The organism is uncultured Fibrobacter sp. (genome assembly GCF_946062555.1).
GTDB lineage: Bacteria > Fibrobacterota > Fibrobacteria > Fibrobacterales > Fibrobacteraceae > Fibrobacter.
Genome location: NZ_CAMGVQ010000068.1, coordinates 1 through 17,178, shown reverse-complemented (window position 1 = coordinate 17,178; position 17,178 = coordinate 1). Strand labels below are relative to the sequence as shown.

The 17,178-nt window shown below is 44.6% G+C and carries 17 protein-coding genes and 2 pseudogenes; 6 read left to right on the top strand and 13 right to left on the bottom strand.

What is annotated here, in order from left to right; all coding sequences use genetic code 11:
• From Q0P86_RS14610 to Q0P86_RS14575, 8 genes and pseudogenes are all read right to left on the bottom strand, one after another.
• Positions 1–342 (bottom strand): chromate transporter (locus tag Q0P86_RS14610; protein ID WP_295040466.1); only part of this gene is annotated, 342 nt, incomplete at its 3' end.
• 224 nt (positions 343–566) lie between these two features.
• Entirely contained in the window at positions 567–1,253 is a 687-nt protein-coding gene (locus tag Q0P86_RS14605; protein WP_295040464.1) for a hypothetical protein, read from the bottom strand.
• Between the two features lie 117 nt (positions 1,254–1,370).
• Complete coding sequence (locus Q0P86_RS14600) at positions 1,371–2,777, bottom strand: TrkH family potassium uptake protein (RefSeq protein WP_291024776.1); 1,407 nt, start codon at positions 2,775–2,777, stop codon at positions 1,371–1,373.
• A gap of 22 nt (positions 2,778–2,799) precedes the next feature.
• Positions 2,800–3,591 carry a 6-carboxyhexanoate--CoA ligase gene (locus tag Q0P86_RS14595; protein ID WP_291024779.1) on the bottom strand — a complete coding sequence of 264 codons (792 nt, stop codon included), beginning with the start codon at positions 3,589–3,591 and terminating at the stop codon, positions 2,800–2,802.
• Between the two features lie 14 nt (positions 3,592–3,605).
• Positions 3,606–4,592 carry a hypothetical protein gene (locus Q0P86_RS14590; RefSeq protein WP_295040461.1) on the bottom strand — a complete coding sequence of 329 codons (987 nt, stop codon included), beginning with the start codon at positions 4,590–4,592 and terminating at the stop codon, positions 3,606–3,608.
• A 70-nt stretch (positions 4,593–4,662) separates the two neighbouring features.
• Entirely contained in the window at positions 4,663–6,129 is a 1,467-nt protein-coding gene (locus Q0P86_RS14585; RefSeq protein ID WP_294115652.1) for a hypothetical protein, read from the bottom strand.
• Positions 6,130–6,205: 76 nt separating this feature from the next.
• Positions 6,206–6,580 (bottom strand): annotated as a pseudogene (locus Q0P86_RS14580) (acyl-CoA dehydrogenase family protein); the annotation flags it as partial.
• A gap of 145 nt (positions 6,581–6,725) precedes the next feature.
• On the bottom strand, positions 6,726–7,046 hold the full coding sequence (locus tag Q0P86_RS14575) for a hypothetical protein (RefSeq protein ID WP_295040458.1): 321 nt from the start codon (positions 7,044–7,046) through the stop codon (positions 6,726–6,728).
• Between the two features lie 368 nt (positions 7,047–7,414).
• Between Q0P86_RS14575 and Q0P86_RS14570 the strand changes: the two genes are divergently transcribed.
• From Q0P86_RS14570 to Q0P86_RS14545, 6 genes are all read left to right on the top strand, one after another.
• On the top strand, positions 7,415–7,552 hold the full coding sequence (locus tag Q0P86_RS14570; RefSeq protein ID WP_295040456.1) for a hypothetical protein: 138 nt from the start codon (positions 7,415–7,417) through the stop codon (positions 7,550–7,552).
• Positions 7,553–7,713: 161 nt separating this feature from the next.
• Complete coding sequence (locus tag Q0P86_RS14565) at positions 7,714–8,202, top strand: hypothetical protein (protein WP_295040455.1); 489 nt, start codon at positions 7,714–7,716, stop codon at positions 8,200–8,202.
• A gap of 18 nt (positions 8,203–8,220) precedes the next feature.
• The gene (locus tag Q0P86_RS14560; RefSeq protein WP_294115869.1) at positions 8,221–9,096 is read left to right on the top strand and encodes a fibrobacter succinogenes major paralogous domain-containing protein; all 876 of its coding nucleotides are present in this window, start codon (positions 8,221–8,223) and stop codon (positions 9,094–9,096) included.
• A 227-nt stretch (positions 9,097–9,323) separates the two neighbouring features.
• Positions 9,324–9,935: a hypothetical protein gene (locus tag Q0P86_RS14555; RefSeq protein WP_295040454.1), complete on the top strand. Its 612-nt coding sequence runs from the start codon at positions 9,324–9,326 to the stop codon at positions 9,933–9,935.
• 303 nt (positions 9,936–10,238) lie between these two features.
• On the top strand, positions 10,239–10,421 hold the full coding sequence (locus Q0P86_RS14550; RefSeq protein WP_294115865.1) for a hypothetical protein: 183 nt from the start codon (positions 10,239–10,241) through the stop codon (positions 10,419–10,421).
• Complete coding sequence (locus Q0P86_RS14545) at positions 10,418–10,993, top strand: hypothetical protein (RefSeq protein ID WP_295040452.1); 576 nt, start codon at positions 10,418–10,420, stop codon at positions 10,991–10,993. Before Q0P86_RS14550 ends, Q0P86_RS14545 begins: the two co-directional genes overlap by 4 nt.
• A 106-nt stretch (positions 10,994–11,099) precedes the next feature.
• On the opposite strand, the gene Q0P86_RS14540 is transcribed toward Q0P86_RS14545, so the two are convergent.
• The 5 genes and pseudogenes from Q0P86_RS14540 to Q0P86_RS14520 form a co-directional block, all read right to left on the bottom strand.
• Entirely contained in the window at positions 11,100–12,905 is a 1,806-nt protein-coding gene (locus Q0P86_RS14540) for an acyl-CoA dehydrogenase family protein (protein ID WP_295040450.1), read from the bottom strand.
• A 5-nt stretch (positions 12,906–12,910) separates the two neighbouring features.
• Positions 12,911–13,111 (bottom strand): annotated as a pseudogene (locus Q0P86_RS14535) (FAD-binding protein); the annotation flags it as partial.
• Between the two features lie 526 nt (positions 13,112–13,637).
• The gene (locus tag Q0P86_RS14530) at positions 13,638–14,087 is read right to left on the bottom strand and encodes a hypothetical protein (protein WP_295040447.1); all 450 of its coding nucleotides are present in this window, start codon (positions 14,085–14,087) and stop codon (positions 13,638–13,640) included.
• A gap of 1 nt (position 14,088) precedes the next feature.
• Positions 14,089–14,838, bottom strand: a complete 750-nt coding sequence (locus tag Q0P86_RS14525) for a hypothetical protein (RefSeq protein WP_295040445.1) — start codon at positions 14,836–14,838, stop codon at positions 14,089–14,091.
• 4 nt (positions 14,839–14,842) lie between these two features.
• Positions 14,843–17,178 (bottom strand): S8 family serine peptidase (locus Q0P86_RS14520; RefSeq protein ID WP_295040443.1); only part of this gene is annotated, 2,336 nt, incomplete at its 5' end.

Below are 17,178 nucleotides of genomic sequence, written 5' to 3'. Positions count from 1 at the left end.
GGATAAGTAAATAAACGCAAGGAAGCCGTCCTCACTCTGCAAAGAATGAGGACGGAAAGCGGCAGTAATCAAAACACCCATGATTAGCAAAATCACAAAGAACGACGGCATAACAACTGCCAATGTCGCCAGCACAGCACCCCAAAAGCCTGCCTGACTGTTTCCTACATATGTTGCAAGATTGACAATTATTGGTCCGGGAGTGCTCTCACTGACTGCAATCATATAAGTAAGTATTTCATCACTAAGCCAGCCATAGGAACGGACAACATCCCGGATCAGAGGGATTGCACTGTAAGCACCGCCAAAGGTGAAGCAGCCGACTTTCAGGTTGTTCAGCATTGCTTTCACAAAGCTGAACTATGTCGTTCTTTAATATAACAAAAAGTTTGATGATTGCGTTAGGGATGGAAGCCGCGAAGCGAGCCGATAACGCGACAGCCCGACCCCGGCCCGTTTTTGAACATGCCTGGAACTGGATTGCCACGCTTTGCTCGCAATGACACGAAGGGCCGGGGGAGCGCCCAATAGCCGTGACGCATGGGAATTTGCTTGCGTCAAGCCCTTTACTTTTTGCAGTAACTCACCGCAGTTGTTATAAACGAAAGTACGGTGAGCAGGATGCCTGCGAATATGGTGCCGTTCCAGCCCCAGAGTGTCCAGAAGGAGCTGGAGAGGAATGTGCCTAGGGAGCCGCCGATAAAGTAGATGGTCATGAAGATGGTGTTCATGCGGCTGGTGGCTTCGGGGCAAAGTTTCATGACGGAGCTTTGGTTGCCCAGCTGGATAAACTGCATGCCGATATCGATGAGGATGATGCCTACGATGATGGCGGCCATGAGGAAGTTGCCTGCGTTGCAGAATTTTTCAACGCCGAAGCGTTTGATGTACTTGCCGATGCGGGAAACTGTCAATGCGCCTGCGACTCCGCAGAGTCCGAGAAGCCCTACGGTTTTACTGTCCTGAAAGAAGGGCGCTTGCTTCATGCGAAAGGCGAGGCAAGCCCACAATGCCAAAAAGGAACCGAAGGCGAATCTCGAACGGATGCTGTAAATTCTTGCCTGGGTGAACCGCACAAAAAGTTCCCCGATGGATTTTAGAATGCTGAAAAATGTGCCGCGGTAAGTGGTGGGCACGTTAGGCAGAACTTTAAAAACGATGGTTGTGGAAGCGAGTATTCCCGTGAGAAGGCCGCTCAGGACCATGCCTGTTTTCAGCTCCTTTTCATCGGGCTTTGAAAACAGAGATACCATGGGAATAAAAATCTGCGGCGTCACGGAGCAGATGCCCGTGATGAATGAGCCTGCCATAATGGCAAGCATCAGCGTGAGGGAACGGGGAATTCCTGCGTGTGGTTTAAGTTTAAACTTTTATCCAATCATTACGTTTTCTTCGGATTCCCAGACTTGATCATCGGTCTTTTGGACAACAGTGGAAATCAGGAACATCGGTCCCATTCGGCCCACAAACATAATAAAACTGACAACCAGTTTTCCGGCTATGGAAAGATCAGGAGTGGCTCCCAAAGATAATCCGCAGGTGGCAAATGCGCTAATGGACTCAAAAACGATCTGGGCAAAATGAAGGTAATGGCCTTTGGAAATGTCGTCCGAAGCGACGGTGGCGTAGGGAACACTTTCCGTTTCTGTCAGTAAAAGAATGAATGTGGAGAACGTGATAATCGCTGCGGAAATAATGAACAGGTAGACTGCCTTATTCACAATGTCCTGGGGAATAGTTTTCCCGAGAACGTGAACCTTGCTTTTTCCGCGGAGCCTGTTGATTGCAAGTATGACGACAACGGCAAATGTAGTGGTCTTGATGCCTCCGCCGCAACTTCCCGGATTTGCACCGATGAACATGGCGATAAGAGTCATCATCAGGGTGCCGCTAGTAATGGTGCTGATTTCGCTAAAGTTAATGCCTGCGGTTCTGCTCATGGTGGAGTAGGCGAAAGAATTCAGAATCTTTTGTGGTAAAGAATCGGCAACAAGGGCGTTGCTGTATTCCATGATCAAAAAGCCTGCGGTTATGGCCACTAGTAAGACGCTGGTAAAAATAAGCGCCAGCTTTGTATGGAGTGAAACTTTTACGCGTTTCTTAAAAAGGTTTGGCAATTCCATGGAGGCGATGAATCCGAAACCGCCAGTAATGACCAGGGCACAACTTACTAGAACCACCAATGGATTATGCCCGAATTGCATCAGGGAATCTGGGTAAAGGGACAATCCCACATTACAAAAAAGGCTGATGGTATGGAATAAGGCACTAAAGGCACGGTCGTACAAGTTGGTTTCGTTGAATTGCCATAGGAATGTGAAAAAGCCAATGCCCTCCATAACCAAGGTGAATGGGACCACCGCTTTCAACACAACCTGTAATGGAACGAAATCGTGATGGGAAAATTCTTCGGTGAAGACAGAAATGTATTTGAAGCTAGGCCTCATTCCTGCAAAGAGAATGATGGTGGTGGAGAATGTCATGACTCCCAGGCCACCTGCCTGCATCAGTAAAATAATGACCCAGTGACCAAAATGGGAATACATGCTTCCAATGTCGATGGAGGCTAATCCTGTGACGCAAACGGCAGAGGCGGAAATAAAAATGTTATCAATCAAAGCCACAGGCTTTTCCTGGGCGATGGGAAGGCTGAGTAATAATGTTCCCAGGATGATGAGGGCGAAGTATGCCCCAATAACGTAGATGGCGGGGTTTTTGGGCTTCCTAGGAACTGGAACTTTCTCGAGGAAACTCCTGGAGTAGCGTTCTTTTAGCATTAAGGCAAAATCCTGTTAAAGTTTAAGGGCTGCGCACTAGCACTTTTTTCTTTTGCAAGAAGTCAATGCATTCTTCGGCGGAGGCCTTGCTTGAATCAAAGAGGAAAATGCGTCCGCCGTTGGGGTCGCCCATTTCCTTCAGTTTCATGATGCGGACGTAGCCCAGTTCCAGACTGCCCACGTAGCCGGTGACGTAATCGGGATCGTCGCTGATGCAAAGTTCCGCAACGATGCCTGGAGCGTTAGCCACCTTGGTGGCAAGGACTATGGCTTCGTTAAAGTGATTCTTGTTGGCGCTGGGGGCGGTTCCAATATCGCGGGCATCCACGGTGTTGGATTTTAACGCGTCCATGTAGGTGGCGCGAACACCGCGTTCCTGGTTTGGTTCCAGACGATTGCCAGTGCGGATGTCGTACAGCATGGCCCCGCGCATGGGGAAGGTGGCGCGGAGAAGTTCCGGAAGCTTTTCTCGAATACCAGCCGCGGCTTCTCCCACCAACTCAAATGCTTTATCGAGGTCTTCTTGCCAGGAGTCCACATCGATGTGAGTCACGGGAAGTGCGTCCAGAATCTGGATTTCTTCTTCGGGAACTTTTTCAATTTTGATGTTAATTTTGTCCGGATCGCCCTTGGGATGGGTCATGGCTCGGCGCACCATCGCCTGGCACACATATTCTACAGCATCGCGAGTAACGATGCGTTCCGCACCGGAAATGTGCTGTTCGCGGGTGGGGCGGCTTCCGTCTGCAAGAACTTCGGCGGTTTCGTCCTCAACCTCTTCGGAGGCGCGCATTTTTAAGCTGTAGTAGTCCATAAATCTTCGCGAGATTAATCATTGTTTCTCTCACGCTTTTTTTGAACCTTCTTTAAATTCTCAATTTTCTTGTTATAACATTGATGAATGAAATATAGAGAATCTAAATGGGCTTTGGGGATGAACGTTTGTCCTTTTGGAGTGAAATTGTGTGTGGAGAATATCTCAAAAATGCTTGCATAATACAATTCGTCAAGAGTGAAATTTTGGGGGACATTCTTTTCTACTTCGTTGTGAGCATTTATCCCAAATGAAATGTCGATAACCTTTTTTCTTGTGAGGATTTGGTCCATTGGTGATGTGATTGAATCTATCTGCATTCCAACATCTGTTTGCGTTGCGAATAGATTGACATACTTAAATAAATTTGGATTCAATTGACATTTTTCAGGCAGGTAATAAAGACTATGATTATCTCCATATTTATTTGAAGTGTTTAACGAATCTAGAATTAGGACGCATATTCTCTTATTTTGTAATGTAGAATCTTTGTAACCACGAATCAAACCAAATCCCCAAATGTTGGATTTGGGTACATAGACTTTTATTTCAGACCTTATTGAATCTATTTTTTTATTGACAAGCCTTTTGGTGCTAAGTGTATAAAGATTAGAAACGTTCTTGTTTCCTGATAAATACTGAACGCTCTCTAACTTCCATTCCCATATAGAGTTCCATCGATTTTCCATGTTTATCAAATGCGTTGACATGTCGTAATTGTAAAGATGTGTGGACTCTGTGGCGATGATATGTGTTGAATCAACAACAAGGAAAACTAATTTGTTTGTATCGCCATGGCAAGAACCTTTGAATTGCCTGGTTTTGCTTTCAGCACTATCGGAGGATAGGTCGTAAAGCAAAAAAAAAGTCTGTGAACAGAATTTGCGTTCGTCTTGGTAAAGACATCTATTGTCGTCGCCGACAAGGCATACTTTTTTTTGTTCGAAATTTACCGTATCAATGCTTTGACTGATTGCTAGATAAACCTTGTTTTTCTTCAAGTCATAATCCTCCAGTTCTATGCTTGTGGCCATAGAGAATGTTGTCAATGAGAATAGAAAAAAGTATATTTTAAATATCGTCTGGCAGAAAATAATTTTTTTCACGATTATATCCTAAACGTTCATACAAACCTTTTGTTTTTCTATAAATTCTTTCAGCTTCATCTTCTGAAGTCTTATCGATTTCTTCAAAGTAATTTCGTATGAGGGGGTTGTTGCTGATATTCCATTTCTTTTCCAATTCAAATTGTTTTGAGTAAGGAAAAATTTCAATTTTTGGGTTTTTGTCCTTGTTTGGGAAAGGTTCTTTCAACACATAATATTGATATGCGTGCGCCAACTCGTGAATTAATTTTGCCAGGGCGGCGGTGCTGTTAAAATCGGAATTTTTGGGGGAACTATAGAATACTATTTGTGGCTTGCCGGCCAAGCCATTTCCTGTTTGAGGAATAAATGCTGCTCCGACATTCCTCATTTGTGGGGTGCTTCGTGTAATAACGATATCAAAGAGTTTGCTTGCTTCGTTTTCGGGATAAATAACTGATTTAAGTTCAATCAGCCATTTGGAATCCAACTTATATTGGTCATATTGGTCTATATAGTAATCCAGAAGAGCTTTGATTTCGTTCTCGTCTAATAAAATATTGTTTGGAGATTCATCAGACATGTAAAGACTATCGATTTTGTTCAGAAGACTTGGTATTGTACTAGAGAGGATATCCATCGGTCCAGGAGTATAATATTGGTTGTAGTAATCAAGTAGTGCACTTGCTCTTGCTCCATAAGGACTGACTTTGCGTGCGTTGTAGTTCTCGTAAAGCGAATAGGCTTTGCTGGCGGGAGAGCCTATGCCTGCATAGCGTTTGCCTTTGGCAAGTAACGCTATTTTTCGGGTAAGTTCTTCTCCTGTTAATTCATCTGGATTTTGTTGTGGATTTTCTGCAACTAGGGCTGCCAAAAGTTCGTTACGGCTTATTTTGTACATGTCGCATAGGGTGTCAATAAGGACTGCACCTGAAGAATAAATATTTCGCGCTATGTTGAGAGAATTTTTAGGTATGCTGTATTCAACAGATGGGTCTTCGGCAACATCAAAGACCCTGTTGGAGTAATTCTTGTTATGGAATGCCAAGTATCTATTAGCCCACTCAGTGTCGAACTCTGTTGCTGATAGACCTTTTCCTGAAGCATAGTTCGAAATTCTCTGGCGAATATTTTCAATGTTTCGCCTTTCGTAATCGTCAAGTGTAGCGTCTTTTATCCAATTTTCTAGAGCGTTTAAAGCTTGCTGAACATCATCCATTTTTTGCGGGATAATCCCTCTTCGATATTGGGAAAGTTGTTCGGAGAGTTCCAATGCGCTTTTGCCGTCGACCCCAGGAACATTTCTTATATAATTCAACAAGCGTTTTTCGTTTAGCTTTTCAAGAAATGAAAGCTCGTTTGTGTCAAGAAAATCTGTTGATTTATTTCGTATTTTTTCTTCGATGGAGTCTTGAATGATTTTTCTTGAAACATCATCTAAATAATCGGACATGATAATCTCCTTTTTTAAAATATAAAAAAGATTTTGTTACGTGTAGCAATGTTACATTTCATGGCGGGGCGTATATGTCTTCTTCGCTGTAGGTGGCCTTGTGCATCACGCGTTGCAGGTCGGAACCGGCATCGGGTTCCGTCAGGTCCATGGACATCGTCTCGCCGGCGCACACGCGCGGAATGAAACGGGAACGCTGGTCCTCGTCGCCGAATTCATACAAGGTCTCGATGCAGTCCTGCAGGGACCAGATGTTCTCGAAACCGGCGTCCGCGGAGGCGATCATTTCGTTGATGGCCGTGTAGGCGGTAATCGGGAAGTTCAGGCCGCCGAAGCGGCGCGGCATGGTCACGCCATTGAGGCCAGCCTTGCGGGTGGCTTCCAGGTTCTCGTAGGTCTTGCTTGCGTAACGCACGCGGCCGTTTTCGCAGTGGGGGCCTTCGGCGTCCATCTCACACGACCGTTCGGCTCTTACGCATAAAAGAACGTACGATATCGCCTCACTCCCACCTAAAGGTCGCCATGCCCACATAAGTGCTTCCCCAAAGAGGGTAACTCTACTAAGGTGTTAAAGCACCAAGTATCGTATAAAAGCACTAAGTGGTCAAAGGTCGCCAACACGACTCGTTAAGACGAGTCGCTTTTGGCTCACAGTCCGAGTTCGGGAAGACGGTGTTCGCGGTGATGTCGCCCGCGACTTTGAGCACGTCCAACACATACTCAAAGCTGTCCTTGTCGGCGTAGCCGTTTTCCTTGAGCTCCACGATGCGCTGCATCAGGGGAGAGCTTTCAAGGTTGAACTGGGGGCATCCTCGAAAAAATCCTTCTAAAAAATTCGGCTGCGACACTTCGTGCAAGTTCGTCACTCGACTTGGTAAAGACCTCCAGTATTCACCAAGTCTCGTTCCTGCTTGCACTTGGTCTCGCTCGAATTTTTCTGACGAAGTATTTTTTCTCGGCTGCCGGAATCTCTGGATGGTCTGTGTAAAAATTCGACGTTGTATAAAGGGGGAGGAGTCCTCCCCCCCCGCTTCAGCCCCGGCTCCACCCTTATAGTCGTTCCCTTCGGGAACATAATCACTCCCCCCCCCCGGCCGGGTCTAGAGCCTGCCCCGGACTCGTTCCGGGGCTACCCCCACTGCGGGCTTCAAACGCCAGCCCGCAACGCCTGGCTTACTGCAAAAATGTCTGAAAAAGTGAAATGTTATGGAAAACCTCTGGAAAAATCATATTGGATTGTTGACTTGAAGATGATAATTAGTTATATTACTTATAGAGGCTTATTATGGTGAACGCAAAAAAGCAGCAGCTTGTTATGGCATTGCGAAAGTTGCATGCCGCAAAACAGACGGGAAAAATTGCTCCAATTAATGTTGCTCGTTATCTTGATTTTAAGCGTAAACACGCAACACAAGCCAAATGAATTTTCCCTACGTTCTTCCTGATGGCTCGTTTAGCTGTGAGAAGGTTTGTGACTCGGAGGAGTGCAAACGCTTGCTTAGTACATTTGAAGCTACATGCGAAGCGGGCTAGGGTCTAGAAAAGTATTTAACGCGCGATGCAATTATAGAAACTCGGGACCACGTGTCAACGACCTATATAGTTTTTGACCGTCTGCATGAAATGTACGGCTATTTTACGCTGAAGACCGCAATCCTGCCTCGTTTCGAGCAACTTCCAGAAGAAAGCGATTTGGATATTCAATTTGATGAAGAAACTGATCGCGAAAGTTCGGTAGAATATACTGATTCGGCTATAGAACTAGTGAACTTTGCTCGCAATGGTGCTTTCTCGAATAGCACAAATTGCAAGGAAGAAATTACGACAGCCATGTTCTATGGTTTTATCCTTGATATCGTAAAAGCCATAAACGAATATGTGGCTGTAAATTACTTGATTATACACGCCATTGATAAAAGGTTGGTAAAGTACTATCAAGACAATTATGGATTTTCTGAATTTGAACTGAACTCTTCTGAAACTGAGAATATAAGACGGCATGTTCGTCCTGTATATGACGACGGCGCTACGTTTATGGCTCTAGATTTGAGTGATTTGTATAAAAATCCGTAGGAGTATGACACCTATGGGGTGGCTTGTTCTAAAGATGGCTCGATTGTAGATGGAAACGTTATCTCTGGGAATAAGTATGTATGTGATGCGGGTTCCTTTAGAATTGCAAATGAAACTGATGTTTCTTTAAATTTGGGGTGTGTTAGTTATACGGAAAATGATGAAATTAGAAAACGTGTATCTGAAGGGCAGGACTCCGTTTATACTTGTAAAAGTGTATGGGTGGGTTCTGTTGAATTCTATGCTGAATATGGAACGTTGTTAGATACAAGAGATAAGCATACCTATAAAACAGTTACAATTGGAACGCAAAAGTGGATGGCGGAAAACCTGAACTACGCAGATTCCATTAATTACCCTGGCATGAAGGGAAGAAACAGGTGCTACAACAATCGTCTGGATAGTTGTACAAAGTATGGCCGACTTTACACATGGGCTGCCGCTATGGACAGTGCAGGGGCTTTCTCTACTAATGGAAAGAATTGTGGTTATAACAAGATCTGTTCGCCCACTTACCCTGTTCGCGGGATTTGCCCTGAAGGCTGGCATCTGCCGAGTAAGACGGAATATGAAACTCTTTTCACTGCTGTAGGAGGAGAATCAACGGCTAGTAAAGTCTTAAAATCAACAACCGGATGGAAGTCCAATCGCAATGGAACTGATGCATATGGCTTTTCGGCATTGCCTGCTGGCGAAGGAACCTACGATGGTGACTTCTGCTTCGTAGGCTCTGATGCTGCCTTCTGGAGTGCCTCCGAGGAAATCGAGTACGGTCGCGACAATGCCTTTAGCCGTCATGCCTATCTTATGGTAGTGGGATACGAATTTGATAGTGGTGCAATAGGAACCGAGGCGAAATTCTGGCTATTGTCGGTTCGTTGTGTCAAAGACTAATAACGTTGTCGTTCCAAAATTAAAAAGGAAGAATGTCAATGGACGATTATCATTGTAGTAGTTTTGATTGTCAATTATGCAATCGACTTTATTGGCCCAATGGAAATGGTGCTGGGTGTATTTTTATGTTCCTAGCGATAAAACCTCAAGCTGAAAATTAAAAAAAATATCTTGAAAAAATTAATCGTTATATTGAACGCCATTCTGATGAAGAAAAACCGATTAAGTTGGCAATTGTCGGCAAGGACCCCTATCCAACCAATCCTATAGGAATCCCGTTTGCGAAACAAACTTTGTGTGATACGTTCAATTCTGCATCAGGTAAGGTGTTGTTTCCTTCGCTTGGAATAAGTACCGCTAATTGGGAAAACAGCAATAAATCAATTTGGGATTTTTACGAGGCTCTGTTAAATAAGGGAATTGTATTTTTAAATGTATGTTATCGTTTTTTAAATCACAAACTCCAGAAAGAATTGCATAAGCCTTTTTTGAAATGCGCTGATGTTGTCAATAAGCCTATACTAGAAGCAACCAAAAGAATTATTTTTTGTGGTGACGCTGTAAATGGCTTTGGTTGGGTTAATGGGCAAGTACCACATGATTGGACTGATTTGAGTCGCCAACAGGGGGCTTCTATTAATGAATTTTATGTTTACCATCCCTCCAAATACAAAACAAATATTAATATTGAAAATGAATACAAGAGAAAATATTGGAATCCCTATTGGAAAAATTCAGGTAATTTGTTGAATGTCCTTGAACCTGGATCTGAACAACCAAACTCCATTCGATGTGCAATCAGAGAAATAAACGAACTTGTTCAGGAAACAGCCCCATAGCAAACTTATATGCGAATTTATTCCGCAGTTGTATTTTCAATCTTGTGATGCGAGCAATTTGCAAAGGCTCAAATTCGCGAGGAACTTGAGATTCTTGGAAAAACTGTAGATACGGTTTATCCTGATTGGGATGGAGTTGCTGATTACTTCAACCGCTTTTACGGCAAGAAGTAAACTATAGCAATATCATCTGCCTCACGCCAGTGGGAAACGTCCTAGATTGGCTTGATTTCAGCCTTTCTGCAAGTTCGCTCGCTTGCCTTTCATCGCCAATTAGTATATATTTGTTGTTGGAGGTCTATTATGCGAGTGATTTCACAAGAATTCAAGCAGATGCTGAAAGAGAGCGATGTGTTCGCCCTTTTTTCGAAATCGCACAGGCCAGACCATTCTAAACTGGACAAGGAAGTCGAAGAATTCGAAAAATGGATTACTGAAGAACATGCCAAGGACCGTCGCTTGTTGATGGAGGCGTCTAAAAAATGATTGTCGAATTCTCGGTTGTCGATACCAAAGATTTTTCTGTTGAGCATTTGTTCGATAGTCCAGAGAATTTGGATTTGATTGCGAAATTTCAGGCGACAAATGGTGCCGCTGGTTTGGAGTATTATCTAAAAAATCAATCTGTAGAGGATGAAGAAAACAACTGTAGCAGAACATACCTTGTCAAGGATATTTTGACTGCTGAATTAGTTGCTTATTTTTCGTTGAAAACAGGGCTTATTACGGTTCAGCTTAAGGGCGAAAATTTTGATTCTGTTCCTGCAATTGAACTTGCGAATTTTGCCATAAATAAACGGTACAAAGATTCTCACCCGGAAACACAAAAGTTGGGGTTCTACACTTTCAAAAAATTCATCCTTCCGATCGTTCAAAGGATGTCTGTTTATGTTGGTGTTAATGCGATATATATTTACGCTTTGCCTGAGGAGCGCTTGATTAATCATTATCGAACAATGGGTTTTGAGCGTCTTCCTGAACAACAGGAAAAATTTGTGCAGTGCCATGTCAAACCTAAGTATGATGAAGGTTGCATCTTTATGTATCAACCCATTTAGTTTAATTTCCCAGTAAAAGAAACAAAGACCTCGGCATTCCTGCCGAGGTCTTTAAATTTTTATGGATTCTATCGGCTCTGCGAGCCTCCAGGATGACACGTGCGACTTAAGCCGTCCTATAGCTCTCCATCGCGTCCACGTTCACGCTCTTCACGAAGTTGTAGTGCTTGGCGACTTCGGCTTCGGCGAGGTTCAGGTACACCTTCATGCTCTTTTCGAACAGTTCCGGTGCCTTGGTGGCGTCGCGGAGCATGAGCTGGCTCATCACGCAGTTGGCGGCGAGCTCGTACAAGTGGCGGCTGCAGAGGTCGGTGAACTCGTTGTTGTTAGCCGCCTTCACATATTCCACGGCTTCGTTGAACTTCGCGTCCATGGCCTTTGCGCGGGCCTTGAGACTCTCGTATTCGGCGGCCACTTCGCCCGCTTCCAGTTCCTCGAGCATCTGGCTGTAGGTTCCGGTGTTGATGTGCGGGAGGGCGGCAACCGTCTGCAACTGCGTCGTGCCTTCGTAAATGGAGGTGATGCGTGCGTCGCGGTAGAGGCGCTGGCAGGCGTATTCGAGCATGTAGCCGGAACCGCCGTGTACCTGGATGCTGTCGTAGGCGTTCAGGTTGGCGTATTCGGAGTTCATGCCCTTGGCGAGCGGCGTGCATGCGCTGGCGAGCTTCTGGTAGAGCTTGAGTTCAGCCTTCTCTTCGTCGGTGAGCTTACGGGTGCGCTCGATGTCTTCGAGGCCCTTGTAGATATCTACATAGCGGGCTGTCTGGTACAGGAGTGCGCGGCCTGCGTCGAGGCGAGCCTTGATGTTAGAAATCATTTCGTACACAGCCGGGAAGTTCACAATGGCCTGGCCGAACTGCTTGCGGTCCTTGGCGTAGGCGAGAGCTTCGTTGTATGCCATCTGGCTGATGCCCACGGACTGTGCTGCAATGCCGAGGCGGGCGCCGTTCATGAGGGCCATCACGTACTTGATGAGGCCGAACTTGCGGCGGCCACAGAGTTCAGCCTTCGCGTTCTTGTAGACAAGTTCGCAGGTCGGGCTTCCGTGGATGCCGAGCTTGTTCTCGATGCGGCGCACGTTCACGCCTCCGTCTTTTTGCGACCGCTCGGCTCCATCGCTAGAAGAACCGATGGTTTCGCCTCGCTCTCGCTCACACGACTCGTTAATACGAGTCGCTTTGTGCTCACGGTTGTCGTAGATGAACATGGAAAGGCCGCGGCCGTCGTGGGTGCCTTCTTCGGAGCGGGCGAGCACCAGGTGGATGTCGCTGTCGCCGTTCGTGATGAAGCGCTTCACGCCGTTCAGGTACCAGCACTTGTCGGCTTCGCTGTAGGTGGCCTTGAGCATCACGCGCTGCAGGTCGGAACCGGCATCGGGTTCGGTCAAGTCCATGGACATCGTCTCGCCGGCGCACACGCGCGGGATAAAGCGGGAACGCTGGTCCTCGTCGCCGAATTCATACAAGGTCTCGATGCAGTCCTGCAGGGACCAGATGTTCTCGAAACCGGCGTCCGCGGAGGCGATCATTTCGTTGATGACCGTGTAGGCGGTAATCGGGAAGTTGAGTCCGCCGAAACGGCGCGGCATGGTCACGCCATTGAGACCAGCCTTGCGGGTGGCTTCCAGGTTCTCGTAGGTCTTGCTTGCGTAGCGCACACGGCCGTCTTCGCAGTGGGGGCCTTCGGCGTCCACGTCTTCCGAGTTCGGGAAGATGGTGTTCGCGGTGATGTCGCCTGCGACTTCGAGCACGCGGTTGTAGCTGTCTATCGCGTCGGCGTAGTCTTCCGGCGCGTAGTCAAAGCTGTCCTTGTCGGCGTAGCCGTTTTCCTTGAGCTCCACGATGCGCTGCATCAGGGGAGAACTTTCAAGGTTGAACTTAATCTCTGGATGGTCTGTGTAAAAATTCGCCATAACGCCTACTTGTTGTTTGCCTTGTAATACTTGATCATCTTCGGGATGACCTCTTCGACGGTGCCGCCCACCACGTAGTCAGCGATAGCGTTGATCGGGGCGTCGGGGTCGGAGTTCACGGAGATGATGATTCCTGAATCCTGCATGCCGGCGAGGTGCTGAATCTGGCCGGAGATACCGCAGGCGATATACACCTTCGGGCGGACAGCTTTACTTATGGGAGGGGGAGGAATCCCGCACCACCTAAAGGTGGCCATGTACACTAAGGCCTAAAGGCCAAGTGTCCAAAGGTCGCTCCAGCCCCGGCCCCACCCTTATAATCGTTCCCTTCGGGAACACGAGCAAAACCCGCCCCGGCCGGGTCTTACGCTACCCCTACTGCGTGTGCTCAATCGCCGCACCCGCAACGCCCTGCTTTTATTCAAGTAAATTGATGCTTGATTCATGAATGAAAAAAGCGAGAAACTTCCTCGCCACTATTGAATATACGAGTTTTTGCTGAACGAAGGAAAAAGGCTGCTAGCCAAAAGCAGATGAATGAAGCCCCAAAAAACTTTCCAACTGCCCTTACTATGTCTTATCCGACAATGCGAATAAGAATAAAATTTGGAAACTTGCCGAAATGGATGCCGACCATGTAACTGCATGGAGCATGGGCTGCGTGACAGACCGCACCACCTGCGAAATGCTCTGCAAGTCGCGTAACCGCGCCAAAGGGAACAGGTGAAATGATTACGGAATTTTCCCTATTCCCTGCAATCTAACACTGTTTACATCGGCAACGTTTCCAACACGGTGGTAAATAATACGAACTTTTAACTTTTCGTTGAAGGCATTGATGATAAACGCCGCGTTCACGGCGACGCTTAATGCGCCGACATTGTCCATTGCGTCTTCAACAATGAGAGGCCTTAGTGTATTATCCGAAACTGTTGTGTTTAAGGTTCCGTTGTCGTAATATGGATGCGTTATAAAACTAGTTGTTTCAAAAGTTTGACAACTAGATGTTTTTCCAAGATAAAAGCGAACTGCACCGGATGATTCGGTGGAAATTTGGCAGACATAGCCGTCGTTATAACATGATCCCAAAGGAATTTGCATGTTTGATGTTCCGTTGTTGCACTGCTCTGCAGCGAAGGAAATTGATGCACTAGCGAGAAGTGTTAAAATAAGCCTTTTCATTTTAATGACCTCCTTTTAGTTGGAGCGTTGGTTGTTTATTTTTTATAATCACGTTTGACGAAGTTTCTGGCGCGGAAGTGCCGTTGGCTTTATATGCAGAATGTTTTCGCGATGTTTTTATTTTTCCGTGTCTTGCTGGAGTAATCTTGTCTAAATAATCGCAATCGGAAGGAATTTGGGAAATAGGATCAAAATTGAGACTGCCTTCGTCTTGGTATTGGCAAGAAATTGAATATTTCCCTGTACATAAACCTGACATGATATGGCAAAATGCATTATAATTTTTTCCTTTATACAATATTAGAAAGTTGCCGGACGAATGTAATTCTTTGTTGTAAATGGAATCAAATGAAATCGAGTCGTTGTTAAATAGTATGTAATTTTTGGCGTCAGTCGTATCGAACGTTTCCTCAGTGTTAAAAAAATTAAGATGTCTTGCCCATAATGAGTCTTCTGCCTGTTTTAATTCGTTGTAGAAATGAACTGAGTAACCTATGACGGAAATATGTTTTTCTTCCCAGTTGATAATGTTGCCGACAGAATCTGTTATAGGGATGATGTCATCATATCCACTTTCGATACATTTTATTGACAACAGCGCATTTTGGTTGTTTTGAGCTGATTTTATTTGAACAAGAGAATCTTGCGAAAAAGTGTATGATGTTTCGCAGTCCATGGATGTATATGAATCCCAGAATCTTGCTTGTGAAAAGATGAACGCAAGTAAAATAATTAATAGAATTTTATTCATTTTTTTACGTTCCTTTTTTGTATGGTGGGAATAAAACTTGTAATACTCCATAAGGAACATGCTCTATACCGCTTATGGAATAGCCCCAACCCTGACTTTCGTCATTGTTGCTGTCAAGAATAATTCTTAAGAATCTTGTCGTGACAAGGATTCTTTTGTTCGCCAAGCTATTCCCTGTATAGTCTCCAATTAAACGATTCCATCCATCATAAAGATAGATATGGTCGCCTTCACCAAGAGATGTTTCTGGCCCGAATGTTATATAGTTCTCTAGATAACAGCTAATTTGGTTGCAACCCTTTTCAAGGTCGATTATTTCAGATGTCTGCGTATTAGCTGCATATGGGTGGTTGCCGTTGCCTGTTGCTTCAATTAAGGGGAAATCGCTAACAATAGATGCTATTTGAGCTCTTCCGTCAGGACTATTTCCTGTTTCAACTCTGTAACCCTTTACCACAACTTGCCATGTTCCTGATTCAGGGTTATCAACGTCCACAACTTCAACGTTATTCAGTCGGTCAAAACAATTTTCTGAGATTTTTTTAGGGTCGAAAGGCGTGCAACTGTTCTTCGCCAAAGTGCTGGCCTCTTCTAGAGTAATTTTTTCTAATCCTGATACTCGGTCTTGTATTTCCCTATTTGGAAATTCTCGACCCTCGTTATCTATGTATGTGGTTGATAGTGGCTTAAGAGTCCAAGGGTAATAAATGATGCCAGATGGTGATATTAGATATAAATCCAAATCATTAACAAGTTTTGGGTCTGTGTAATTGTCTTTATTTGGATTGCCGGGGGCATCGTCCCATACTAAGGTTGTTCGCAGCGAAGACCTTCCATTAGGAACATTTATGGTCCAACGCTTTTGCACTCCGTTATACATAGAAAATTCGCGGAATCTTGCAAACACCTTTGAATTTACATCATAATCTTCAATCAAATCTAAAGCTGCTTTGGCGTCTATTCGTCCCCAGCCGGTGGCAAAATCCGGTCCAACGCCGTAAGGCGTTTTGGTGTTAATGTCTTTGTTGTATGTGCTGCTTCCTGATTCCTTCATATCAATTGCAGAATGGATGAGCAATGCCTTTGTTGTCGAGTTTCGCATGGAATACTCGTTTAGGGAAATTCCTGTTTTTTGTTGAAATTTCTGATACATTAAAGCTACGACTCCAGTAACAAACGGCGCAGCTTGGGATGTTCCTGATCGGGAACCGTAGTACACTTTGGCCAATTCAAAAGGAAGTGATGATGTTATATTATAACCAGGTGCAACTAAATCGGGTTTTATTCGTCCATCCCAAGATGGTCCAAGACCTGAAAAATAAGATAAATCAAATGTTTCTGTTTTATTAAATGAGCCTACAATGATATTGTTTTTTGCATTGTCGGTGATAGAATGAAACCCCCATTGCTTTCCACAATTAAATTCCTCTTTTAGAATTTTTCCCTCACTATTGAAACCTCGGTCATAATAACCGCAGTTTCCGACTGTTGCGACAATTGTTTTAGTAATGTAATCGCCCTTTTCAGAAGGCATCTTGAAATTTGAAAAAATATTTTGATCCTGTAAATAACTATTTGCGCCATAATAGTATGTGTATAAGGGTATTGGTCGTCCTTCTTCATCTCTTAAGCTTGTCGGGTAGGATTCTTCGTCTAGAACATGTGAATGGTTTGTGACGTGTCCACTTTCATTTTTAAAACCAGTTTTAAAAGATAGGTATTTTACTTTTGGGGCAACTCCCCTATATTGATAATTTGTTGATAAACTCCCGTTACCTCCAATAATCCCTGCTACATGAGTTCCATGTCCATTTATGATTCCTTTGCTTTCTACAGTTCGTGAATCGGTGAATCCCATAGCTTTTCGTGATAATTCTGTTGTTCCAAAGATTAGTTCATTAAAACCTGGATGTGAAAAATCAATTCCTGTATCATAAACGCCAACCACAATGCCTTCTCCAGTGTAATTTGTATTATTTAACCAGTCGGTTGTAATCGGGCTTTCAAGCAAAGCATATTGCCAGTCAGTATCGTTTTGAAGGTCGTCAAGATTAATTTTGGAACGGCCACCATCATTGTCAATTAATTTTTCCCTATCTAGCATCACATATCGTATGTCTTTTTGGTGTTCTAAACAATTTATAGAATCTTTACGAATGTGTGCAAAGACAATGTTTCTGTCTATAAAAGCACTGTCAGCTCTACAGTACAAAACATCATTTTTACAAATGGTTAATGGTAAATCTGGCCAACATGCAACAATTATACCAAATATGTGTCGTTCACTTACAACCGTTGTGCATGAATCATTTTCATCACAACTGCGAATTTCTTCATATA

Coding starts and splice junctions, on each gene's coding strand:
- Q0P86_RS14605 (WP_295040464.1), bottom strand. CDS start 1,253: ATGGTATCTCTGTTTTCAAAGCCCGATGAAAAGGAGCTGAAAACAGGC.
- Q0P86_RS14600 (WP_291024776.1), bottom strand. CDS start 2,777: ATGCTAAAAGAACGCTACTCCAGGAGTTTCCTCGAGAAAGTTCCAGTT.
- Q0P86_RS14595 (WP_291024779.1), bottom strand. CDS start 3,591: ATGGACTACTACAGCTTAAAAATGCGCGCCTCCGAAGAGGTTGAGGAC.
- Q0P86_RS14585 (WP_294115652.1), bottom strand. CDS start 6,129: ATGTCCGATTATTTAGATGATGTTTCAAGAAAAATCATTCAAGACTCC.
- Q0P86_RS14570 (WP_295040456.1), top strand. CDS start 7,415: ATGGTGAACGCAAAAAAGCAGCAGCTTGTTATGGCATTGCGAAAGTTG.
- Q0P86_RS14550 (WP_294115865.1), top strand. CDS start 10,239: ATGCGAGTGATTTCACAAGAATTCAAGCAGATGCTGAAAGAGAGCGAT.
- Q0P86_RS14545 (WP_295040452.1), top strand. CDS start 10,418: ATGATTGTCGAATTCTCGGTTGTCGATACCAAAGATTTTTCTGTTGAG.
- Q0P86_RS14540 (WP_295040450.1), bottom strand. CDS start 12,905: ATGGCGAATTTTTACACAGACCATCCAGAGATTAAGTTCAACCTTGAA.
- Q0P86_RS14530 (WP_295040447.1), bottom strand. CDS start 14,087: ATGAAAAGGCTTATTTTAACACTTCTCGCTAGTGCATCAATTTCCTTC.
- Q0P86_RS14525 (WP_295040445.1), bottom strand. CDS start 14,838: ATGAATAAAATTCTATTAATTATTTTACTTGCGTTCATCTTTTCACAA.